The 22695-nt window shown below is 67.5% G+C and carries 22 protein-coding genes and 1 tRNA gene; 9 read left to right on the top strand and 14 right to left on the bottom strand.

Annotated features, from left to right (window positions below; translation table 11 throughout):
- Window positions 1-19: 19 nt before the first annotated feature.
- Both HF886_RS06020 and aceE read right to left on the bottom strand, forming a co-directional pair.
- Window positions 20-1333, bottom strand: coding sequence for a helix-turn-helix domain-containing protein (locus HF886_RS06020; RefSeq protein ID WP_169651782.1), 1314 nt, complete (start codon window positions 1331-1333; stop codon window positions 20-22).
- Between the two features lie 61 nt (window positions 1334-1394).
- On the bottom strand, window positions 1395-4244 hold the full coding sequence (gene aceE / locus HF886_RS06025) for a pyruvate dehydrogenase (acetyl-transferring), homodimeric type (protein WP_169651783.1): 2850 nt from the start codon (window positions 4242-4244) through the stop codon (window positions 1395-1397).
- Window positions 4245-4590: 346 nt separating this feature from the next.
- On the opposite strand from aceE, the gene HF886_RS06030 reads away from it, so the two are divergent.
- The 6 genes from HF886_RS06030 (at window position 4591) to HF886_RS06055 (ending at window position 8953) form a co-directional block, all read left to right on the top strand.
- Entirely contained in the window at window positions 4591-5013 is a 423-nt protein-coding gene (locus HF886_RS06030; RefSeq protein WP_169620248.1) for a DUF3052 domain-containing protein, read from the top strand.
- A 35-nt stretch (window positions 5014-5048) separates the two neighbouring features.
- Complete coding sequence (locus tag HF886_RS06035; RefSeq protein ID WP_169620247.1) at window positions 5049-5513, top strand: peroxiredoxin; 465 nt, start codon at window positions 5049-5051, stop codon at window positions 5511-5513.
- Between the two features lie 33 nt (window positions 5514-5546).
- Window positions 5547-5621: transfer RNA gene (locus HF886_RS06040), tRNA-Val, on the top strand.
- A 242-nt stretch (window positions 5622-5863) separates the two neighbouring features.
- Window positions 5864-7516, top strand: coding sequence for an NAD-dependent malic enzyme (locus HF886_RS06045; protein WP_169620246.1), 1653 nt, complete (start codon window positions 5864-5866; stop codon window positions 7514-7516).
- Window positions 7517-7646: 130 nt separating this feature from the next.
- The gene (locus HF886_RS06050; RefSeq protein ID WP_346765299.1) at window positions 7647-8282 is read left to right on the top strand and encodes a hypothetical protein; all 636 of its coding nucleotides are present in this window, start codon (window positions 7647-7649) and stop codon (window positions 8280-8282) included.
- On the top strand, window positions 8279-8953 hold the full coding sequence (locus tag HF886_RS06055) for a hypothetical protein (protein WP_169651784.1): 675 nt from the start codon (window positions 8279-8281) through the stop codon (window positions 8951-8953). Before HF886_RS06050 ends, HF886_RS06055 begins: the two co-directional genes overlap by 4 nt.
- A gap of 18 nt (window positions 8954-8971) precedes the next feature.
- Here HF886_RS06055 and HF886_RS06060 read toward each other — a convergent pair whose 3' ends face one another.
- From HF886_RS06060 to HF886_RS06110, 11 genes are all read right to left on the bottom strand, one after another.
- Window positions 8972-9184, bottom strand: a complete 213-nt coding sequence (locus HF886_RS06060) for a DUF4287 domain-containing protein (RefSeq protein WP_169651785.1) — start codon at window positions 9182-9184, stop codon at window positions 8972-8974.
- A gap of 40 nt (window positions 9185-9224) precedes the next feature.
- Window positions 9225-9650, bottom strand: coding sequence for a hypothetical protein (locus tag HF886_RS06065; protein ID WP_169651786.1), 426 nt, complete (start codon window positions 9648-9650; stop codon window positions 9225-9227).
- 88 nt (window positions 9651-9738) lie between these two features.
- Window positions 9739-10245, bottom strand: coding sequence for a hypothetical protein (locus tag HF886_RS06070; RefSeq protein ID WP_169651787.1), 507 nt, complete (start codon window positions 10243-10245; stop codon window positions 9739-9741).
- Window positions 10246-10284: 39 nt separating this feature from the next.
- Window positions 10285-11046 carry a dipeptide/oligopeptide/nickel ABC transporter ATP-binding protein gene (locus HF886_RS06075; protein WP_206038549.1) on the bottom strand — a complete coding sequence of 254 codons (762 nt, stop codon included), beginning with the start codon at window positions 11044-11046 and terminating at the stop codon, window positions 10285-10287.
- Window positions 11043-12734: a dipeptide/oligopeptide/nickel ABC transporter permease/ATP-binding protein gene (locus HF886_RS06080; RefSeq protein WP_346765300.1), complete on the bottom strand. Its 1692-nt coding sequence runs from the start codon at window positions 12732-12734 to the stop codon at window positions 11043-11045. Before HF886_RS06080 ends, HF886_RS06075 begins: the two co-directional genes overlap by 4 nt.
- On the bottom strand, window positions 12731-13726 hold the full coding sequence (locus HF886_RS06085) for an ABC transporter permease (protein WP_169651788.1): 996 nt from the start codon (window positions 13724-13726) through the stop codon (window positions 12731-12733). Before HF886_RS06085 ends, HF886_RS06080 begins: the two co-directional genes overlap by 4 nt.
- A 3-nt stretch (window positions 13727-13729) precedes the next feature.
- The gene (locus tag HF886_RS06090) at window positions 13730-15373 is read right to left on the bottom strand and encodes an ABC transporter substrate-binding protein (RefSeq protein ID WP_169651789.1); all 1644 of its coding nucleotides are present in this window, start codon (window positions 15371-15373) and stop codon (window positions 13730-13732) included.
- A 163-nt stretch (window positions 15374-15536) separates the two neighbouring features.
- Complete coding sequence (locus HF886_RS06095) at window positions 15537-15893, bottom strand: DUF5655 domain-containing protein (protein ID WP_169620239.1); 357 nt, start codon at window positions 15891-15893, stop codon at window positions 15537-15539.
- 64 nt (window positions 15894-15957) lie between these two features.
- On the bottom strand, window positions 15958-16908 hold the full coding sequence (locus HF886_RS06100) for an SURF1 family protein (RefSeq protein WP_169651790.1): 951 nt from the start codon (window positions 16906-16908) through the stop codon (window positions 15958-15960).
- 28 nt (window positions 16909-16936) lie between these two features.
- On the bottom strand, window positions 16937-17392 hold the full coding sequence (locus HF886_RS06105; RefSeq protein WP_169620390.1) for a low molecular weight protein-tyrosine-phosphatase: 456 nt from the start codon (window positions 17390-17392) through the stop codon (window positions 16937-16939).
- Between the two features lie 7 nt (window positions 17393-17399).
- Window positions 17400-18089, bottom strand: coding sequence for an HAD-IA family hydrolase (locus tag HF886_RS06110; RefSeq protein WP_169620237.1), 690 nt, complete (start codon window positions 18087-18089; stop codon window positions 17400-17402).
- Between the two features lie 76 nt (window positions 18090-18165).
- Between HF886_RS06110 and HF886_RS06115 the strand changes: the two genes are divergently transcribed.
- The 3 genes from HF886_RS06115 to HF886_RS06125 all read left to right on the top strand — a co-directional run bounded on the left by HF886_RS06115 (window position 18166) and on the right by HF886_RS06125 (window position 21266).
- Entirely contained in the window at window positions 18166-19311 is a 1146-nt protein-coding gene (locus tag HF886_RS06115; protein WP_169651791.1) for a Nif3-like dinuclear metal center hexameric protein, read from the top strand.
- A gap of 75 nt (window positions 19312-19386) precedes the next feature.
- Window positions 19387-20124 carry a C4-type zinc ribbon domain-containing protein gene (locus HF886_RS06120; protein ID WP_169651792.1) on the top strand — a complete coding sequence of 246 codons (738 nt, stop codon included), beginning with the start codon at window positions 19387-19389 and terminating at the stop codon, window positions 20122-20124.
- Window positions 20073-21266, top strand: coding sequence for a bifunctional RNase H/acid phosphatase (locus tag HF886_RS06125; RefSeq protein ID WP_206038551.1), 1194 nt, complete (start codon window positions 20073-20075; stop codon window positions 21264-21266). Before HF886_RS06120 ends, HF886_RS06125 begins: the two co-directional genes overlap by 52 nt.
- A 143-nt stretch (window positions 21267-21409) precedes the next feature.
- Here HF886_RS06125 and HF886_RS06130 read toward each other — a convergent pair whose 3' ends face one another.
- Window positions 21410-22675, bottom strand: coding sequence for a lipase family protein (locus tag HF886_RS06130; protein WP_169651794.1), 1266 nt, complete (start codon window positions 22673-22675; stop codon window positions 21410-21412).
- Window positions 22676-22695 lie beyond the last annotated feature (20 nt).

Raw genomic sequence — 22695 nt, forward strand, 5'->3', positions numbered from 1 at the left:
GGCCGACTCTCCCGCCGTGTTACATGTCCGATTCGCGGATTGTGAACCGTGTGACTGGTGGTGCTGGAGATCTCAATTCGTTATGGCTTCGAGCCAGACGACCCACCGTTGCCGCGATTCGCAACACGTACGCATCGCGTGGATTTGTGGGATCCCGCCCAGTGACTTCTGTGATCCGCTTGAGTCGGTACCGGACGGTATTTGGATGAACAAACAGCTTTCTGGCGCACGACTCGACAGCGCCGCCGCTGTCGAGGTAGGCGTCCAGCGTGTCGGAGAGCGACGACCCCGCCGCGGCCAGAGGGGCCACGATGTGATCGTCCAGCGCGGCGATCGCCGCCGGATCGCCCAGCAGTGCCCGCTCGGGCAGAAGTTCGGCCGCGTGGACCGGTCGGGGTGCGCCGGGCCAGCCTCCGACCGCCTCCATCCCCGCGAGCGCCTCGAGGGCGGAGACGTGCGCGGCGCCCAGGGTTGCGGTCGTCGGCCCGATCACCACCGGATCGTCGGAGAATGCCTGCATCAGTTCGCCGAGGAAACTCGCTGCCTCGGTCGTTCCGTGCAGATCGCCGCTGACGACCATCACCAGTCGCTCGCCCTGGACCACCGCGAGAGCGGCACGACCGTGCCGCTGGGCGATCGCGTGCACCGTGGTCACCACCGACACGCCCTCCTCGGGCGGGGGTGTGCCGACCACGACCGTCGCGGGCGCCGTCGCGTCCCAGTTGAGCGTTGCCGCACGCGACTGCATGTCGGCACCGGTGTCACCGCGGACCACGGCATCGACCACCAGCGCCTCGAGGCGGGTGTCCCACGCGCCGCGCGACTCGGCGGCGGTCGCGTACACCGCCGCGGCCGCGAAGCCCAGTTCGCGGCCGTATCGCAGGATCGCCTCGGTCAGCGCGACGAGTTGCTCCTCGTTGCGGGCCAGCGCCGGCAGCCACTGCTCGAAGAACTCCATCGCCGCCCGCACCATGTCCACGGTCTGCAGGAGGGTCAGGCGGTTCGCCAGATCCTGAGGGATCATCTGGAACGCGTCGAGGCTGAACCGTGGATCGTTCTCCGGGTTGCGCACCCACTCCAGGAAGTCCACCACCGACGTCTGGATCACCAACTGCACCGTCGCGCGCTGCGAGGCATCCAGATCGGAGAAGAACGGCAGTTGCTCCTGCAGCACGTGCACGGCCTCGGTGGACATGCGCCCCGAGAACTGCTTGACCCGACGCAGCAGCGCGTCGGGCAGGGGAGCGCGGTCGGGTCGCGCAGGCGGTACCGGACGCCCGGTTGGGACGCCCGGTACCCGCGCTCTGCGACCTGATGCGGGCTCGTCGACCATGCAACGAACCTACCCGGGTGTCACCCGGTCACCGTGGCCGAACCGCACGTGACGGCGTGATTCAGGCGACGCCCGGGTCCGAGGTCTGCTCGGGGGCTGCCGTCACGTCGTCGATCCGGTACTTCTTCGCCGCCTCGACTGCCCGCGCACGATCGATCGTGCCCTCACGGCCGAGAGCCTCGAGCACCGCGACCACCGTGGATTCGGCGTCGATGTTGAACACGCGCCGTGCGGCCGGGCGGGTGTCGGAGAAGCCGAACCCGTCCGCGCCGAGCACGGTGTAGTCACCCGGCACCCACTTGCGGATCTGATCGGGCACCGCACGCATCCAGTCGGACACCGCGACGAACGGTCCGGCGGCGTCGTTGAGCACGGACGCCACGTACGGAACCTGCGGTTCCCGGCCCGGATCGAGCAGCGCCTGGCGGTCGCACTCGACACCGTCGCGGCGAAGCTCGCCCCACGAGGTGACCGACCAGACGTCGGCGGACACGCCCCACTCCTCTTCGAGCATCTGCTGAGCGCGCAACGCCTCGGGCATGATCACGCCGGAGACGAGGATCTGCGCCTTCGGGCCCGACTCGGCACCCCGCTTGTACAGATACACGCCCTTGAGCAGACCCTCGACATCGAGGTTTTCGGGTTCGGCAGGCTGTGCGTACGGCTCGTTGTACACGGTGATGTAGTAAAAGATGTTCTCACCGCCGAACCCGTCGACACCGTCGGTCCCGCCGTACATCCGGCGCAGACCGTCGCGGAAGATGTGCGCGATCTCGTACGAGAACGCCGGGTCGTACGTCACTGCGGCCGGGTTGCTCGAGGCGAGCAACAGCGAATGCCCGTCGGCGTGCTGCAGGCCCTCACCGGTGAGGGTGGTGCGGCCGGCGGTCGCGCCGAGCAGGAATCCGCGTGCCATCTGGTCGGCCGCGGCCCACAGGCCGTCGCCGGTGCGCTGGAACCCGAACATCGAATAGAAGATGTAGACGGGGATCATCGGCTCGCCCTGCGTGGCATAGGACGTACCCACAGCCGTGAACGACGCAACCGATCCGGCCTCGTTGATGCCCTCGTGCAGGATCTGGCCGGCGGCGCTCTCCTTGTAGGCGAGCATCAGTTCGGCGTCGACGGAGGTGTAGAGCTGGCCGTTGCGGTTGTAGATCTTCAGCGACGGGAACCACGAATCCATGCCGAACGTGCGGGCCTCGTCCGGGATGATCGGCACGATGCGCTTACCGATCTCCTTGTCGCGCAACAGTTCCTTCAGGACACGGACCGTGGCCATGGTGGTCGCGACTTCCTGCTTGCCCGAGCCCTTACGCACGACGTCGTACGTCTTCTCCGGCGGCAGCGCGAGAGGCTTGGCGGCGGTGCGACGTTCCGGAACGAAGCCGCCCAGAGCGCGCCGGCGCTCGAGCATGTACTCGATTTCGGGAGCGTCGAAACCGGGGTGGTAGTACGGCGGCATCTTCGGGTTCTTCTCGAGCTCGGCGTCCGAGATCGGGATGCGCTGGATGTCGCGGAAGTACTTGAGATCCTCGAGCGTGAGCTTCTTCATCTGGTGGGTCGCGTTGCGGCCCTCGAAGTGCTTACCCAGGGTGTAGCCCTTGATGGTGTGGGCAAGGATCACCGTGGGCTGGCCCTTGTGGTCCAACGCGGCGCGGTAGGCGGCGTGGATCTTGCGGTAGTCGTGGCCACCGCGCTTGAGGTTCCAGATCTCCTGGTCGCTGAGATTCTTGACCAGTTCCTTGGTGCGGGGGTCGCGGCCGAAGAAGTGTTCGCGCACGAACGCGCCGTCGTTTGCCTTGTACGTCTGGTAGTCGCCGTCCGGCGTGACGTTCATGAGGTTGACGAGCGCGCCGTCCTTGTCGGCGTGCAGCAGCGCATCCCACTCGCGGCCCCACACGACCTTGATGACGTTCCAACCGGCTCCGCGGAAGAACGACTCGAGTTCCTGGATGATCTTGCCGTTGCCGCGGACCGGTCCGTCGAGACGCTGCAGGTTGCAGTTGATGACGAACGTCAGGTTGTCGAGACCTTCGGTGGCCGCCACGTGTGCGAGACCCCGCGACTCCGGCTCGTCCATCTCGCCGTCACCGAGGAACGCCCACACGTGCTGGTCTGAGGTGTCCTTGATTCCGCGGTCGTGCAGGTAGTGGTTGAACCGGGCCTGGTAGATGGCGTTCATGGGCCCGAGACCCATCGACACCGTCGGAAATTCCCAGAAGTTCGGGAGCAGACGTGGATGCGGGTACGACGGCAGGCCGCCGCCCTGCGCGGCGTGGCTGTGTTCCTGGCGGAACCCGTCGAGCTGTTCCGCGGGAATCCGGCCTTCGAGATACGCGCGGGCGTAGATGCCGGGGGAGGCGTGACCCTGGATGAAAACCTGATCGCCGCCGCCCGGGTGATCCTTGCCACGGAAGAAGTGGTTGAAACCGACCTCGTAGAGGGCCGCGGAGGACGCGTACGTCGAGATGTGCCCGCCGACGCCGACGCCGGGACGCTGCGCGCGGGTGACCATGATCGCCGCGTTCCAGCGGATGTAGGCGCGGAAGCGGCGCTCGACCTCTTCGTCACCGGGGAACCACGGCTCGTTTTCCGTGGGAATGGTGTTGACGTAATCGGTGGACGTCAACGCCGGAAGCGACACCTTGCGCTCGTTCGCGCGCTCGAGCATGCGGAGCAGCAGGTAACGGGCGCGGGTCGGGCCCGCAGCCTCGAGCATGCCGTCGAACGATTCGAGCCATTCGTCGGTTTCTGCCGGATCGATGTCGGGCAGGTAGGAAGCCACGCCCTCGCGGATGACCCGGACACGGTTGTCCTTGGTCGAAGCCGTCTCGTTCGAGGGGCCCGTTCCCGCGGCGCCCGGTGTGGCGTCCTTCTGCGAGTCGGGTCCGTGGATCAGGTCTGTCAACGTCTGCTCCTCATCGTGGTAGGACGCGCAGGTGGGGCGCCCATTCAGAAGGCCGGCTCTTGTGGGGGCCGACCCAATCGACATCTGAACATGATGCTGATCTCATTCTCCCCCATCCCGCGGCGGAAGATGCGAGATGCCCTCTGATCGGGACACGAGAGTGCTCGGGCGGTCCCGCAGCCGAGCTTCTCGACGGTGACGGCGTAGCGTCCGGGGAAAGATTCTTGGTCTTTCCCAGCGATTCGGGTTGCGTTGAGCCTTCCGACCATGTTCGCTTTGACCATTGATCGTCACACACCGGTACGCCGAAGCGATTCGCGCACCACTACTTTTAGGAGGAGCCACCGTGGTCGCCGCGGCGGATGCCAAGAACTACGTTTCCAAGCTCGGTATCACTCACGACCATGTGGTGCAGGAACTCGGGTGGGACGAGGACACCGACGACGAGCTGAGGTCGGCGATCGAAGAGGTCACCGGAACCGAGCTCCTCGACGAGGAGTCCGACGAAGTCGTCGATGTCGTGCTGCTGTGGTGGCGCGAGAGCGACGGCGACCTGGTGGACACCTTGATGGATGCCGTCAGCCCACTCGCCGACGACGGTGTCGTCTGGGTTCTCACCCCGAAGAACGGTCGCGTCGACCACGTGGAGCCCAGTGAGATCGCCGAATCCGCCACCACCGCCGGTTTGACCCAGACCTCGGCGGCCAACCTCGGGGACTGGATCGGCAGCCGTCTCGTGCAGCCGAAGACCGGCCGTCCGCGTCGCTGAACCGGCCTTTCCCCCGAACGAAGGACCAGCACCACATGGCGATCGCAGTGGGCACCGAGGCGCCCGACTTCACCCTCAAGGATCAGAACAACCAGGAAGTCTCCCTCGCGGATTACCGGGGCAAGAAGAACGTCCTGCTGATCTTCTACCCCCTCGCGTTCACCGGGGTGTGCCAGGGCGAGTTGTGCGCCGTGCGCGACGACCTGCCGACCTTCGACAACGACGACACCGCGATCCTCGCGGTGTCGGTCGGGCCGTCGCCCACACACAAGATCTGGGCGGCCGAGCAGGGATATCTCTTCCCCTTGCTGTCAGACTTCTGGCCGCACGGTGAAGTCGCTCAGGCGTACGGGGTGTTCAACGAGAAGTTCGGTTTCGCGAATCGCGGCACGTTCGTCATCGATAAGGACGGCATCGTGCAATTCGCGGAAGAGAACCAGCCCGGGGAGCCCCGTGACCAGGGAGCTTGGGTGAGAGCGCTGGCCGCGCTAGAGTCCTGATGCGACGTCGGCGGCTTCGGCCGCCGACGATGCGGGCGTGTAGCTCAGTGGTAGAGCTCTGGTTTTACACACCAGCGGTCGGGGGTTCGAAACCCTCCGCGCCCACCAAAGGTACGGCTCGGCGTCGTGCCGGCGCTACGTGCTCGCGAACGGTCACCGCTCACGGATCCCGCACTTCCGTTGCCGGGTCCGTCGCCTCGCTGCTCCGACGGCCGCCTGCGACGGGCGTGGCGTCGGCACCTGCGTCGATTCTTCTCGAAGCGCGTGTGCCTGCGGAGGTGCGCCGTAGTCTCGGGTGAGTAGCTCAGTCGCCGTGATGAGGCGTCCAGGAACCACCCACAGGAGCGCGCGTGTCCGAGCAACCGACCGTGCTGACCGACCCTCTCACCAATCGCGGAACCGCGTTCACCCGCGAGGAACGCGCAGCGCTCGGCTTGGTCGGCCGGTTGCCGGCCGCGGTCGAGACACTCGACCAGCAGGCCGTCCGCGCGTACGGCCAGTTGGAGGAGTACACGGACGATCTCGACAAATACATCTTCTTGGACCAGTTGCACAACCGCAACGAGGTGCTCTACTACCGACTTCTGGTGGATCACCTGAGTGAATTACTGCCCATCGTCTACGACCCCACGGTCGGGGAGGCGATCAAGATGTGGTCCCGGGACTACCGCCTGTCCCGTGCCGTGTATCTCTCGGTGGATCACCCCGAAGAGGTGCGAGCATCGTTCGAGACCCTGGGGCTCGGTGCCGACGACATCGACTTGATCGTGGTGTCGGACGCCGAGGAAATCCTCGGAATCGGGGACTGGGGAGTCAACGGCACGGACATTTCCGTGGGGAAGGTGGCAGTCTACTGCGCCGCTGCCGGGATCGACCCGGCCCGCACCCTCGCGGTCAACCTCGACTGCGGCACCGACAACGAAGCCTTGCTCAATGATCCTCGGTACCTGGGGAATCGGCACGCACGGGTGCGTGGAGAGAAGTACGACCAGCTCATCGCGGAGTACCTCGAGGTCGCCTCGGACGTGTTCGGCAAGGCGCTGTTGCATTTCGAGGACTTCGGGCCGGCCAACGCCCGTCGCATCCTGGTCGAAAACGCCGACAGATACCGCATCTTCAACGACGACATGCAGGGCACCGGTGCGATCGTCACCGCAGCCATCGTCTCCGGACTGAAAGTGACCGAACAGACTTTCGCGGACATGCGGCTGGTCGTCTACGGGGCGGGTACCGCCGGGACCGGGATGGCCGATCAAATCTCCGCCGGGATGGTTCGTGCGGGATTGACGCCGGAGGAGGCCAAGGACCGTGTGTGGCTCATCGACATCCACGGTCTCGTCACCGACGACATGACGGATCTGCCCAATTACCAGCAGGCCTATGCCCGCGCTGCAGCGGACGTGAAGGACTGGAAGCGGGTCGACGGAAAGATCGGGCTGCTCGAGGTGGTGACCCGAGTCGAGCCGACCATCCTGATCGGCACCTCCACCGACCACAACGCTTTCACTCGCGAGGTGATCGAAGCGGTCGGTGCCGGCGTCGATCGTCCGATCATCCTGCCCTTGTCGAACCCGACCGAGCGCATCGAGGCGATGCCCGAGGACGTCATCACATGGTCGAATGGCAAGGCGCTGGTCGCGACCGGCATTCCGGTTGCTCCGGTCGAGTACGGGGGCACCACATACACCATCGGCCAGGGGAACAACGCGCTGCTGTACCCGGGTCTGGGCCTCGGCGTCATCGTCTCGGGTGCGAAGCATGTCACCGACGGGATGTTGCTCGCGGCGGCCGACGCCGTCGCGAGTCAGGTCGATCCGACGCCGCCGGGGGCGTCCCTCCTGCCACCGGTGGAGAACCTCCGCGCGTCCTCGGCGACGGTCGCGGTGGCCGTCGCGGGGCAAGCCGTGCAGGACGGGGCGGCCACGATCGAGCACGACAACCTGATACAGGCTGTGCAGGACGCGATGTGGCAGCCGGTGTACCGCCCGCTGGACGCGCGCTGAGCGGTGCCGGCAGGGGACAACGACGATGGGATGACCCGCACGAATTCCGGAGCTATTGGTTAATGTAGGCTTGCCTTACTAACGACCTCTCGCCGAGCGCCCTGTGCGCTCTTCGACCCGGAAGAGTCCTGTGCCAGAAGCCGATTGCTCACCCGCCACCCTGCCTCCCGACGGGCACGCGCCCGCCACCGCACCCGTCCTGCACGTCACCATGGGTGCCGAGGGCCCCAGCGACGACCCGCGCATGGCCCGTGTGGATATCTATCGCCTACCCGAGATCGACCTGTCCGCGGTGCGCGGTCTCATCCTCGGCGGAGGTGTCGACCAGATCTTCCTCGCGCGCAACAAGGATCTGCTCACGGATTTCGTCACCTCCGGCGGCCGCATCGCGGTGATGGGCCACGCGCTCACGGACTTCCTTCCGGGACTTGGGGTATGGCGCAAGCTCGACTACACCGGGCCGAAAGATCTGGCAATCACGCTCGGCGAGCCGCATCCCGTGTGGGCGGGCGTCGAACCCGTCGATCTGAGCACCCGTAAGGGCGTGACCGGATTCTACGGCCGTGGATACATCGACAAGATCCCGGACGACGCCCTCGTCACGACCCGCATCGGACGACACGCTCTTCCGTTCGACTACGTCTACCCGCTCGGGAAAGGCCAGGTTCTCGCCCACGGCGGCAACGACCTCCTCGGATGGAAGAACGACCCGAACAGTTCCGCACGGCTGGCCGTCCAGCTCGTAGATTGGCTGGTGCAGCGATGACGATCGTCGAACCCTTCACTCGTACCGACCGCGCACCCAAGCGCGTCCGCAGGCTCGCCATCATCCACGGGGGCACGTACTTTCACCTCCAGACGATGAAGGATCCCGCAGTGCTCGCTCACCAGCCGGACTTCCTCTACCTTCCCGAACTGCTGCCCGGCGATCTGGACTGCTACGACACCGTCGTCGTGGGCGACCGGCTGCACCCGGACCTGGTCGCCAAGAACGCGGCACAGTTCTATTCCGTGGCCGAACGTGGTGGCACCGTGGTCGCGCTCGGTGAAAGCGGCGCCCACACGTGGCTTCCCGGTGTGACGTGGGAACCGCGACCCACGAACTTCTGGTGGTGGCTGACCAAAGAGGATCCGATGATCCGGACCCGCAGTCACGACCACGAGTCCTGGCAGTACCTCACGACCAAAGCCGTCATCTGGCATCACCACGGCATCTACAACACCGACGCCGACGTGGTGCCCCTGCTGGTGTCGGAAGAGCCTGACTCCGAAGGTGTTCCGCGTGACGCGGGCATGATGCTGTACGAGGACACCGTCACCACTCCCGGCCGGATCATCGCGACCACGCTGGACCCGATGTACCACCACGGCAGCAATTTCATGCCGGGCGCGACCCGCTTCCTGTACGCGTTGCTGCGCTGGGTCGACAACACCTGAACGGGGTCACCGGCGAGTTCAGGTCGCGGCGTCTTCTTTCCGGGTATGCGCCACAAGAGCGTTGGCGTGGCCGTGACCGAGACCGTGTTCGGCCTTCAGCCAATTCACCAACTCGGAGTGTTTGCTCAGATCCGACGCGCGGATGAGTTCTTTCCACTCCGCGATCGGCCGGCCGTACTTCTTCTCGATCGACGGAAAGTACGACTCCGGACCCTGCACCTTCTCACCCATGTCCGAAAGCTAGCAGTCCGGTCGGACACCCACGTGGTGTTCACTCACCTGCGGTGCGGGACCGGTTGCGGAGCAGGCGTCTCCGGACCAGCAGAGTGAGGAACGCGACCACGGACAAACCCGCCGTCATTCCGAGCACCAGCAGGGCCAGCCCCACGACCCACAGTCCACTGGTGTCGTCGGACGACGCGTCCAGTGCCCACATCACCGCGAAGGCGCCCGTCGCAGTGAGGACCACTGCGGCAGCGCCGCCTCGTGAGCCACGGAGAGCCAGGCATCCGGCGACGACGACGGCCGCGACCGTCACCGCGCATGCGATCACCTGCACGGCCGAATAGGGTCCCTCCACGCTGCCGTCGGGCAGTTCGCGGTAGCCGGTCTCCCAGCCGAGCCACGCGAACCAGGACAACGCCGAGGCCACGGCCACCGCGATCAGGACCGGAGCCGTGCGTGAGAAACGGGACATGAGTGCACCGTACGGGTCGCGCGCTACATGAGCGTGCCCGCCACCGACGAAGGATGGCGGGCACGCTCATGCTTGGTTACGTGTGTGGTTACCCGACGATGTCGTAGACCTCGTCCGCCGGCGCGGAGAGCAGTCGGTCTGCCATCTCCTGCTTGAGCACCGTGAGCCGTTCGTCCTCGGCCTCGGTGCGGTCAGCCTTGCGGCCGAGGGAGATGAACTCGTCGGTGACGAACCCTTCACGGATCTCGAGCCTGACGGTCTTTCCCCGGTAGGTGAGTTCGAATACGTACCGCTCGAGGGTCGCTCCGCGCTCGGGACGTTCGAGTGCCGGGTCCACGGTGAAGCGGCCCTCGGTGACGCCACGGGTGACGACCTCGAACGTGTCGCGCACTCCGGGACCGCGGTGTGCGGTGACGGCCGAGATCTCGCGGCGCTCGGCCGGTGCATCAGGGCTCAGAACCGGCAGGGCACGCTCGAGTACCTTGACGGCGTGCGCGACGCCACCGGGAAAACCCGGGCCGTGGTATTTCATGATGTCGTCGACACCGAAACCGATGACGGTTCCGTTGTCGATGACCTCGAGCACTGCAGACATGGTCGATCCTCCTGTGTTGACACTGTTTTCGATGTTCGGTCAGCGGGCGCCGGACGCCGCGGCGACGAGTGCTGCGGTGTAGGCATGTCGGGGACGGGCGAGAACCTCGCTCGCGCGGCCGGTCTCGACGACACGGCCGCCCTGCATGACGACGATGTTCTCGCAGCTACGTTCGGCGAGCGCGAGATCGTGTGTGATGTGCACGACGGCGAGACCGGTGCCGGCGGCGAGTTCGGCCATCAGGTCCACGATCCCGATGCGTAACGACGCGTCGAGGCCGCTGGTCGGTTCATCGGCGAGCAGGAGGCGCGGGCGCGTCACCAGTGCCCGCGCGAAGGCCACGCGTTGTCGCTGGCCGCCGGACAGTTCATGAGGGAAACGGTCCAGATAACGGGTCGTCGGGGTGAGGTGCACGGCGTCGAGAGCGGCGACTGCCGCTTCTCGTCGCTCGGTCCGGTCACCGAGTCCGTGGATCACCATGGGTTCGGCGACGATGTCCCGGACCCGCAATCCGGGTGGCAGCGACGCGTACGGGTCCTGGAAGACCATGTGCATGTCGCGGCGCACCTGTCGCCGTTGCCGTCCGCGAGCAGTCGTCACGTCGGTACCGTCGAAGACGATGCTGCCGGCGGTCGGAGTGACCAGTCCGGCGATCGCCCGCGCAACCGTGGACTTCCCGGCGCCGGAACCGCCCACCAGGGCGACGGATTCGCCCGCCGCGACCCGCAGGGACACATCGGATACGGCGGGGACACCGTCGAACACCACGGACAGTGACCGGATGTCGAGCAGCGGGCTCACCGTGCGGCCTCGAGCAGCGCGGGGCGGAGCCGGGGAGCGGATTCGACGAGGTGCCGGGTGTAGGGATGTTCGGGTGCTCCCGTGATCTGCGAGACCGGGCCGATCTCCACCAGGTCTCCGTCCTTCATCACGGCGATGCGGTCGGCGATCCGCTCGATGACCGGGAGGTTGTGGGTGACCACCAGTAGCGCCAGCGAGTGCCGGGTCCGCAGGTCGTCGAGCAGTGCGAGCACTTCGGCTTCGCGGAGCACGTCGAGGCCGCTGGTGGGCTCGTCGGCGATGAGAACGTCCGGATCGTTCGCCAATGCCATCGCGATGACGACACGCTGGCGCATGCCCCCGGACAGTTGATGCGGGTAGGCGTCGGCCCGATCGGCACCGAGACCCACCTGGGCCAGCAAGTCGAGCGAGCGTGCCCGCGCGTCGGCGCGGCTGCAGGAACGGTGTGCCCTGACGGCTTCATCCAGTTGAGAGCCGATGGTCATCACCGGGTTCAGGGCGCTCAGCGCCTCCTGCGGAACGAGACCGATTCGGTTGCCGCGCATGGCGCGCAATTCCGCGGGCGTCATGGCCGCGACGTCCCGGCCGGACACCAGCACGCGCCCGGACACGATGTGTGCCGCGGGCGGCAGCAAACCCACCGCGGCGGCAGCGACGGTGGACTTCCCGCTGCCGGATTCGCCGACCAGGCCGAGCAGTTCGCCGGGTGCGATCGAGAACGACACGGCGGTGGCGCCGCGTCCGTCCGCGCCGTAGCGGACGGTGAGGTTGTCGACGACCAGGGGGTGCTGCACGTCGTCGGCGACGGTCTCGGGGGTCGCCGCGCGGAGACGCGATCGGCGAGAGGCTTTGCGCGGTAGAAGGATCGGCCGTGCCCGCTCTTCGATGGCATTGCCGAGCAACGCGAACCCGAGCACCGTGACCGCGATCGCGATGCCGGGCGGCAGGACCCACCACAGCCACGCATCGGTCAGGAACGCGTTGCGGGAGTGGGCCATCGACAGCATCGACCCCCAACTGGCCGCCGAGATGTCGCCGAGCCCGAGGAACGACAGTGAGGCTTCGAGCAGGATCGCCGTCTTGACGGCGAGGACGAACTGCGGAACGACGAGCGGGACCACCGCGGGTGTGATGTGGCGGCGGAGCACATAGCCCGCGCTCGCGCCCATCGCTCGCTGGGCCTGGATGTGATCGCGCTCGCGCAGGGTGAGGACCTGTGCGCGTAGTTCACGGGCCATGCCGGCCCAGAGAACGGCGGAGATGACCATGATCTGGGTGCGCAGTCCCGGACCGGCGAACACGCCGATCACGATCGTCAGTGGCAGTACCGGGAGGGACAGCACGACATCCACGGCGCGCATGAGAACGGTGTCGAGGACGCCGCGCGCGTAACCGGCGACGACACCGACGAGTGTGCCGATCGCGGTGGCGACGGTTGCGGCGACGACACCGACGAACAGGGAGACACGAGCGCCGTGAAGCAGCATCGACAGCAGGTCGTGCCCGACGTCGTCGGCGCCGAGCCAGTGCTGCCAGGACGGCGACGCGAACGGCCGTGTCGCGCGCTCCGCCGGGTCGAAGGGGGAGAGCCACGGTGCGGCCAGCGCGCACAGCAGCAGGATTCCGAGGATTACCGTGCCGGCCGTTGCGAGTCGCTGCGACCGTGTCTTCGTGCCGATGATGCTCACACGGTCACCTCTTCGTGAATCGTGGCGGAGGTCCGGTCGCGACGGACCCGGGGATCGAGCAGGGGATACGTGAGGTCGGCGACGATGTTCGCGGCGACGATGCCGACCGTGGCGAGCAGGAATGCGCCCTGGAGCAGGGGATAGTCCCGCGCGGTGACCGCGTCGAAGGTGAGTTTGCCTAGACCGGGATACGCGAAGACGGATTCGACGACGACCGCACCGGACAGCAGGACGCCCACGGTGAGCGTGAGGGTGGTGTAGACGGGCAGCAACGCGTTGCGCAGGGCGTGTCCGACCGCGACGCGGAACTCGCTCGCCCCTTTCGCGCGGGCGAGACGTACGAACGGCTCGTCGAGGACCCCGACCATCGACGCCCGGGTCATGAGGAAGAACCCGCCGATACCGGCGATCGTGAGCGTGGCGACGGGAAGCGCCATGCGTGAGGCGACTTCGAGCAACCATTCCCCGCCGGTGGAGGTGATGGCCGCTGCCCCGTAGGACGGGAACCAGCCGAGGGTCACGGAGAACACCGCGATGAGGATCATTCCGATGAAGAAACCGGGCATCGAATCGAGAACGAGAATGCCGACGACGGTTCCGGTTTCCTTGCCGGTGCCGCGGCGCCAGGCCGCCCATGCACCGAGCAGGGTGCCGATGAGGAACGCCAGGAGGGTGCCGATACCGACCAGCGCGACCGTCCAGGGCAGCTTGTCCCACAGAACGTCGACCACGGGCCGGTTGTGCTGCACGGAGATTCCGAGATCTCCGTGCAGCAGACCGGACCAGAAGGAGAGGTACTGCTCGAGGATCGGCCGGTCGAGCCCGTACTCGGCGCGCATCTGCGCGATGTATCTCGGATCGAGGGCCTGCTGGTCGCCTCCGTAGAGGTATTCGACGGGATCGCCGGGCGCCAAGTAGGGCAACGCGAAGTTCAGCGTTACCGCCGCCCACAATACGAGGGCATATTGCCCCGCTCGCCGCACGACGGTCATGGGTCAGTCCTGCGGTGCTTCTGCGTTGGCCGCCTCGACGACGTCCGCGGGCAGGAACGACCACTTGTGGACGATGCCGTAACCCGGGGTTTCGATCCATCCGCCGAACGTGTCGGCGCGGAAGGCCCAGTACTCGTCCGGGTAGTACAGGGCGATGGCGGTCGGCTGGCGGTTGAACAGCTTCTGCATGTCCTGCATGGCGGCGATGCGCGCGTCGTTGGTCTCGGTGGCCTTCCACGCGTCGTACAGGGCGTCGAACTCGGGGTAGGCGATGTCCGGGTGCTTCCACAGGTTGCCTGAGCGGTGCGACATGATGAACTGCGTCGAATCCGCCACGGCGTGTGGGCTGTTGGTGGTGACCATCATGTCGTAGGTCTTCTTGGACGACGCGTCGGAGAACGATCCGGAGTCGAGCGGGCTGACGGTGACGGCGATGCCGACCTCGGCGAAGTCCTCGACGAGCAGTTCGGCGGCGCGGACCTGCGGTGCGTTACCACCGTTGACGATCATGTCGAAGGTGGCCGGCTCGCCGGCGGGGCTCTCGCGGGTGCCGTCGCCGTCACGGTCGGTCCAGCCGAGCTCGTCGAGCATCGAGGTGGCCTGCGCGGCGTCGTACGGGGTCGACGCGTCGGGATCGGCGAACGGCGCGTCCGGATGGACGTAGCCCTGTGTGCCGGGACGGCCCTGACCGAGGCCGACGACCTCGAGCAGCTGGTCGCGATCGACCGCGAGGTTCAGTGCCGCGCGGAAGTCGGCCTGGGCGAACGGTTCCCGAGTGAAGTTCAGCTTCAGTTCGGGGTAGCTCAGCGGCGCGACGGTGATCACGCCGATGTCGTTCGAGGCGCTGAACCGGTCCACCAGTTCGGGTGTGAGCGCACGGTCGGCGGCGTCGATCTGCCCGGAGCCGAGTGCGGTGAACGCTGCGGCGTTGTCTTCGATCACCGGCATGACGAGTTCGTCGACCGTCGGGGTTCCGGCGAAGTAGTCCGCGTACGCCTCGAAGCGGTATCCGCTGGTGGGGCTGTAGTCGACGAGCACGAACGGGCCGGTGCCGATCGGAAGGTCCGTGACGGCTTTGGCCTCGGCAGGGTCGACCTTCGACCACACGTGCTCGGGGATGATCGGCAGGTCCGCGAGTGTGACGGGGCCCAGTTCGGGGCACGAGTAGTCGCACACGAAGCGAACCGAGTCCTCGTCCACGGCGTCGACCGTGGAGATGGACGGCGTGTCGTTGACGTGGTGGGTGTAGCGGCCGGTGGGGGCAGCGTGCATGTAGTGGAAGCTGAAGACGACATCGTCTGCCGTGAACGCCTCACCGTCGTGCCAGGTGACGTCGTCGCGGAGGTCGACCTCCCAGGTGGTCGCGTCGACCTGGCGGACGTCGGTGGCCAGCCACGGCTGGGGGTCGGCGACGTAGGGGGACGGCGACAGAAGCTTGTCGTAGATCAGCTCGGTCATCTGGTCCGTCTGGCCGGCGAAGATGTTGAGGGGCCCGGAGTCCTCGGAGGCGGCGATGGTGAGCGATCGGGCCGAGGACGGTCCCGGAGCCGACTCTGCCGCCGTGCTCGACCCGCCGCATGCTGCAACGAGAAGTGCCGGCGCAAGAACGAGGGGCAGGGCGTGAGAACGCCGGAGTGTGCGCGTCAACTGAGTTCACATTCTGCTGAAGGGAAGTACACGGCCCGCACCACCAGAGGTAAGGCAATCCTTAGTGCGGTAAGGCTACCTTAATCCAGATCCGGGCATAAAAGGCAACCGCCCCCTCGTGTGAGGGGGCGGTTGTGTTGTCTCCGGAGAACGGACGGTTCGGCTACGGGCCGGGCTCCGCAGCCGTGTCGTAGGCCTCGCGCAGGAGTTCGGCCAGATGGTCGTCGAACCCGGCGGCGTCCGCGAGACTCAAACGGTGGGTGGTGATCGGGCCGGTCGGGAACGCCTCACGGAGAGCCGCGTGGTGCACCCGCCGCGGAAGATCGAGGGCGACTTCGAGCTTGGAGGCGTACACGAATGCGGCAGCGAATGTGCGGCCGCGGGACCACGAGATCTCCGACGCGTGCACGCGCTCCTCGATGTCGTCACCGAGGTCGAGAACCATCGTGCGGAATCGCAGGAACGCCTCGATTGCGGCCGGGTCCTTGTCCGCCAGGTAGTCCTCGACCGTGGCGTACATCAGGGCTCCTCGGAAAGTCGGTCGGCGGAAATGCGGTCGGCAGACGTGCGGTCGGCCCAGCCTGTCACCGGGACCGTCCGTAACGCTCGGCGAGCTTGTCTTCACGGGACGGCGGCGCTGCAGGAGCCGGCGCGTCGGCCGGTGCGGTGCCGGCGGGCACGGTGTCGTCAGCATCGTCGGTGAGCGCAGTGCTCTCCGACTTACGGAGGTCCGAACCGCGGCTGTCCGACTTCGCGGTGTCCGAGGCGTCGGCATCCGGCCCGGCGATCGTCGCGGCCTTCGCCTTCCGGCGTTCGCGGAGTTCTGCCCACACGAAGTAGCCGAGACCGAGCGGCGCCATGATGCCGAACGCGAGCCACTGGAGACCGTAGGAGAGGTAGGGGCCGGCGTCGAGCTGTGGCAAGGGGATGGTGCCGAGTCCGCCGGGCTGACCGTCGTCGAGCTGGAGGTAGACGTCCTCGAGCGGAAGCCCGGTGACCTGCGCGACCTGCGGGGCGTCGATGAAGTAGACCTGCTGATATCCCGCGTCGGTGAACGGGTCCTTGCCGGCCACGGTGCCCTCCGACATCCGGATCCGAGCGTCGAGGGAGACGTCTCCGGCCGGTGCGGGCGGGACCTCGGGTACCGCGGTGCCCTGCACCGGGCGGACGAAACCGCGGTTGACGAGGATCATCCGCCCGTCGTCGAACTCGAACGGAGTGAGGACTTCGTAGGCGGGACGGCCGTCGATGTTGCGCAGCCGCACGAGTACGTCGGAGTCGGGGAGATACGAACCCTGGGCCACGACCCGTCGCCACTCGTCGTCCACCGTGGGGCCGGGGCCGGCGAGAAGGTCACCGACCGGCACCGGATCCTCGGACATGGACGCGGCGAGACGATCGTTACGTTCCTCGGTGCTGGTGTTCTTACCCAGCTGCCACGGGGCGAGGACGGTGAAGCACGCGTAGGCGAAGCCGCCGACCACCAGGGCCAGGACCAGCCAGCTGGGACGGAGGAGAAACGTCAATCGGCGCACGTGTCCACGGTAGACGGTGAGGTAGGTCTCACTGCTGCCGCACCCAGTCGAGCAGCGCGGGAATCGCACCCTCGATCTGGTCGCGGACCTGCTCGAACTCGGGGAGCCCGCCGTAGTACGGATCGGGCACCGAATCGCCGTCGGCATCCGGGTCCAGCGATCGCAGCAGGACGCGCCGCTCCGCCGGGACACCCAGGTGCGCCACCGCCCGATCGTGGTGGGTGGTCATCGACACCACCAGGTCTGCGGAAAGATGCGACGGTCCGAGTTCGGCCGCGACATGCCCGGTCGGGTACCCGTGCCGCTGCAGCACCGCGTTCGTCCGCGGGTCGGCCTCGGCGCCGACATGCCAGCCGTGCGTGCCGGCGCTACTCACCCGCACCCGGTCGCCGAGTCCTTCGCGGCGCACGTGCTCGGCGAAGATCTTCTCGGCCATCGGAGACCGGCAGATGTTGCCGGTGCACACGAACGTCACGTGGAGCACGTCGTCGTCAGCGGCCACCCGTGAGCACCTCGCGAAGTTCGTCGACACTGGTCGCGATGCGGGCGGCGGCCTGCCCCTCGGTGGCGTCGCCGTAACCCCATTCGACGAAGACCGTCGGTATGCCCCAGCGTCCCGCGCCGTGGATGTCGTGCTCGCGGTCACCGACCATCACGACGCCGGTGGTCCCTGCTTCGACCGGCCGGATACCGAGGGCTTCGAGGCTGTGCGCGACGACATCGGATTTCGCGCGCCGCGTTCCGTCGTCACTCGCCCCGCCGATGAACTCGAAGTACGGCGCGAGCCCGAAGTGGTCCAGGATGCGTTCGGCGAAGGACTCCGACTTCGATGTCGCGACCGCGAGGCGGCTCCCTGCGGCGCGCACGGCGTCGAGCAGGGGTTCGACGCCGTCGAACACCGCGTTCTCGGCCCAGCCTGTCGCCGAGTAGTACTCCCGGTACGCCTCGATCCCTGCGGCGATCCGGTCCTCGTCGAGCCCGAGTGCGAGCAGGCTGTCGCGCATGGGCGGACCCAGCAGTCGGTGGAGGTTGCCCGTGGGTGGAGCGAATCCGACGGTGTCGGCCGCGTGGAGAAATCCGTTGATCACGCCGGTCGCCGAGTCCGTGAGCGTTCCGTCGAGGTCGAACAGGACAACCGGGGCGGGCAGGAGCAGTGGCTGTGGTTCGACGAGAAGGGTCACGCATCCATTGTCCTCGGTTCGGGCACACCGCGCCGCGTAGGGTCGTCGGGACAGCCGAGACAACCCAGGAGGACACGTGACTGCGCCGTCGCTGCGTGAGGTGATCGACGTACTCGATACCGCGTATCCACCGTCGCTGGCCGAAGGGTGGGACTCCGTCGGACTGGTAGCGGGCGACCCCGCCGACCCGGTCCACAAGGTGCTCCTCGCAGTCGACGCCACCGCCGATGTCGTCGACGAGGCACTCGAGTGGGGTGCGCAGTTGCTCTTCGTCCACCACCCGCTGCTGCTGCGCGGCGTCGACACGGTGGGCGCGCACACCCCGAAAGGCGCGTTGATCCACCGGCTCATCCGCGGGGGCTGCGCGTTGTTCACCGCGCACACCAATGCCGATCGTGCGAATCCCGGCGTGTCCGACGCCCTCGCCGAGGCACTCGGGCTGACCGGACTGCGACCGCTCGAGGCCAAGCCCGAACCGGCCACGGACAAATGGGTGGTGATGGTGCCGTCCGGTTCCGCCGACAGCGTCCGGCAGACGTTGTTCGATGCCGGTGCGGGAGCGCTCGGCAACTACACGGAGTGCTGCTGGACCACTTCCGGCACCGGCCAGTTCCGTCCCGTCGGCGCAGCCGATCCCGCACTCGGCGTCCTCGGGGAACTCGAGCACGTCGAGGAAGCTCGTATCGAGGTGATCGCTCCGCGACGTTCCCGCTCCCGGGTGCTCGCCGCCCTGCGCGCCGCCCATCCCTACGAGGAACCGGCGTTCGACGTGCTCGAACTCGCCGAACTCCCGAGTGCTCGCGGGCTGGGGCGGGTCGGGGAGCTACCCGAGACGATGACGCTCGCCGAGTTCACCGAGTCGGTGGCCGCGGCCCTGCCCGCCACCGTGTGGGGAGTACGCGCCGCAGGCGACCCGGAGCGGCCGATCCGGAGCGTCGCGGTATGCGGGGGATCGGGCGATTCGTTCCTCGGCGCGGTCGCGGCGCTCGACGTGGATGCCTACGTCACAGCGGACCTCCGGCACCACCCCGCCGACGAGCACCTGCGCGCCGGGGGTCCCGCACTCGTCGATGTCGCACACTGGGCGAGCGAGTATCCGTGGTGCGCTCAGGCACGTGACGTTCTCGACGCGGCATTCGCCGGCCGGGACGGCTGGCAGGCGCGGGTGAGCCGGTTGCGAACCGATCCGTGGACGACCGCCGCGGTGCGCGCGGTACCGTAATCAGCTACGACCCGTCTCCGGGGCTGTCCGTCATCCCCGCCCATCGAGGCCCCACCGAAAGCAGGAACCACCCGAGTGAACGTCGAATCCGCAGTGCAGTCCAAGCTTCTGTCTCTCGCCGCCGTGGACGCGGAGCTGAATCGCCTTGCGCACCGCCGTCGCACCCTGCCGGAACAGCAGACGGTGGACCGGCTCCAGTCCGACCGCAACGCGCGTAAGGATGCGGCCGTGGCCGTCGAGATCATCCTCGACGATCTCGATCGCGACATCCGCAAGCTCGAAGGGGAGATCGAAGCGGTGCGCATGCGTGCACAGCGCGATCGGACGATGCTCGAGAGCGGGTCGGTCGGCTCGAAGCAGCTCACGGAACTGCAGCACGAACTCGGAAGCCTCGAACGCCGTCAGGGGGCGCTCGAGGACGACCTCCTCGAGGTGATGGAACGTCGCGAGGCGTCGAAGGGCGACCACGATCACGCCGGGGCGCAGGTCTCGCAGATCGACGATCAGCTCGCCGACGCGACCCGCGCTCGTGACGAAGCCCTCGCCGACATCGACGTCGCCGAGCAGCGGTGCCGCAGCGACCGCGCGGCCCTGATCGGTGCGCTGCCCGAGGACCTGGTGGCGTTGTACGAGAAGCAGCGCGAACAGGCCGGCATCGGCGCGGCACTGCTGCAGGGACGCCGCTGCGGTGCCTGCCGCCTCGAGCTCGACCGGGGCGAGATCGCCCGGATCGCGGCCGCACCTGCCGACGCGCTCGTGCGATGCCCGGAGTGCAACTCGATCTTGGTGCGCACCAAGGAATCCGGACTGTGACCCGGGTCGTCGTCGAAGCGGACGGCGGCTCGAGAGGAAATCCGGGACCGGCGGGCTACGGTGCCGTGGTGTTCGACGCCGACCATCGGACCGTCCTCGCCGAGCGGCACGCGAGCATCGGGCGGGCCACCAACAACGTCGCCGAATACCGGGGACTGCTCGCGGGGCTGACCGCCGCCGCGGAACTCGGGGCGGACGAGGTGGACGTCCGTATGGATTCCAAGCTCGTCGTGGAGCAGATGTCGGGCCGCTGGAAGATCAAGCATCCCGACATGATTCCGCTCGCCGCGGCGGCGCGGGAGACGGCGGCGAAGTTCCGCCGTGTCGACTACACGTGGATTCCGCGCGCCGAGAACGCGTACGCCGACCGTCTTGCGAATGTGGCCATGGACGCCGCTGCCGAGGCACTCGTCTCCGGCGAGGAGACGCTCGTCCTCGCAGAGTCGTCCTCGTCGCCTTCGGTCGCGGCGACGACTCCGCCGGCCGCGACGACTCCGGCACCCACGGCGCCGGGCTGGACGGGCGCGACCGGTTCGCCGACACGGCTCCTGCTGTTGCGGCACGGCCAGACACCGCTGTCGGTGGAACGCCGCTACTCGGGGCGGGGCAACCCGCCGCTCACCGAACTCGGTCGTGAACAGGCCGTTGCCGCCGCGCGCCGGATCGCGGCACGAGGAGGCGTCGCCGCCGTGGTGTCGTCACCGCTCGGCCGCGCCCGCGAAACCGCCACCGTGGCCGCGGACGCCCTGGATCTGCCCGTGACGGTGCACAACGGCCTGATCGAGACGGATTTCGGCGAGTGGGAGGGCCTCACGTTCGGTGAGGCCGCCCAGCGCGACCCGGACATTCACCGCGCGTGGCTCGGCGACACCTCGGTGCGTCCGCCCGGTGGCGAGAGTTTCGACGAGGTCCACACGCGGATCGCCGCGGCGCGAGACGATCTGGTGTCGGAGTTCGGGGGAGTGACCGTACTCGTCGTCTCCCACGTCACTCCGATCAAGACCTTCCTGCGGCTCGCGCTGGATTCGGGTCCGTCCCTGCTGTACCGGCTGCACCTGGACCTGGCGTCGCTCAGCACCGCGGAGTTCTATCCGGACGGCGGATCCTCGGTGCGTCTGGTCAACGACACGTCGCATCTGTAACACGCGATATCCCGGTTCACGGGAGCAGCGATGAAAAGAGTGGCCGCGCAGGCATGTCGGGGGGTGCCTGCGTGGCCACTCACATCATGTATCGCTGCGATCGGTGAGGCGTTACCGGCCGCCGAGCTTTTTTCGAACTTTCCTTACGGGCCGCAGGTCGTTGTCGCGGGGACGCCGGCGAATCGCTGGTCCAGCCAGTCCATGCCCTCCACCAGAGCGGGGAAAAGCCCGACGACGTGCCCGAATCCTGTCTTGGTGAACGCCGGGGGGACGTCGTATCGCTGATAGGTGACGGTCGCTCCGGTGAGGCACCACTTGCCGACCATCGTGTCGACGCCCGACACGAGCACGAAGTCGTCCCCGGTGGCCTGCGCCACGAACACCGGAGCGGACGGGGTCCGGTTGCCGAGTTCCTGTTCGGCCACGAGCGAGGCCCACGGCTCCTCCGAGAGATGCTCGACGATCGGCCGGCCGTCGACGGTGTACCGGGTGGTCGAGGAGAACGGGTCGAGCAACGGTGCGTCGAACACGCACGCATCTTCGGCGCGGCCGAGAATATCGAGGCCCGCGGGATTGAACACCTTCAACATTTCGTCGGCGTGCTGCGGGTATGCGGAGATGAACCCGTTGACGACCCAGCCGATGCCACCCGACAAGAACGAACCGTCGCCGGCGACCGCCAGATCCCTCAGCGACGCGGGCGGTGATCCCGCGACCGCACCGGCGACCGGCAGTTCCGGGGCGTAGGTCGAGGCGAGTTCGGCCGCGGACGCCGCAGCCATACCGCCCTGCGAATAGCCCCAGAAGGCGATCGGGCCGTCCTGATCCACACCGAGAGTTCCCAGCGACCGGGTGGCGCGGGCGAGGTCGAGCATCGCGTGCCCCTGAGAGGCACGGTTGAGATAGGGATGGACTCCGGCGGTGCCGAGCCCTTCGTAGTCGGTGACCGCGACCGCGTACCCGCGCGCGAGGAGCGGACCGATCTGGAGGTGCTCGTACTCCTGGCCGAAGGTCATGAGCTTGGACGGGGCACACTGATCGCCCATGCCCTGAGTGCCGGGCCCGACCACGACGGTGGGCCGGGGGCCGTCGCCGGCCCACGGCAGTGCCGGGACCATCACGGTGCCGACGACGGCGACAGGCGTGTCGGTGGCGCTGGTGCTGCGATACATCACGCGGGTGACCGAGGCGTCGAGCACGGCGGGGGTGCCGGGGATGATTGCGGCGACCGACGGGGCAGTGCGCAGTACCTCTCCCGGCGAACCGGAACTCAGGTCGGGCGTGGCGTAGAAGTCGTCCGACTGCGCGGCGGGGCCGGGCACCGCCGGCTGGGCTGCTGCGGTGGTCGTCGCGCCGAGGGAGAGTCCTGCTAGAGCTGCTGCGGCAAGCAGTCGTGCGGCAATCCGCATGTGTGTCCTTCGAGTCCGGA

The organism is Rhodococcus sp. 105337 (genome assembly GCF_012844225.1).
Lineage (GTDB): Bacteria > Actinomycetota > Actinomycetes > Mycobacteriales > Mycobacteriaceae > Rhodococcus.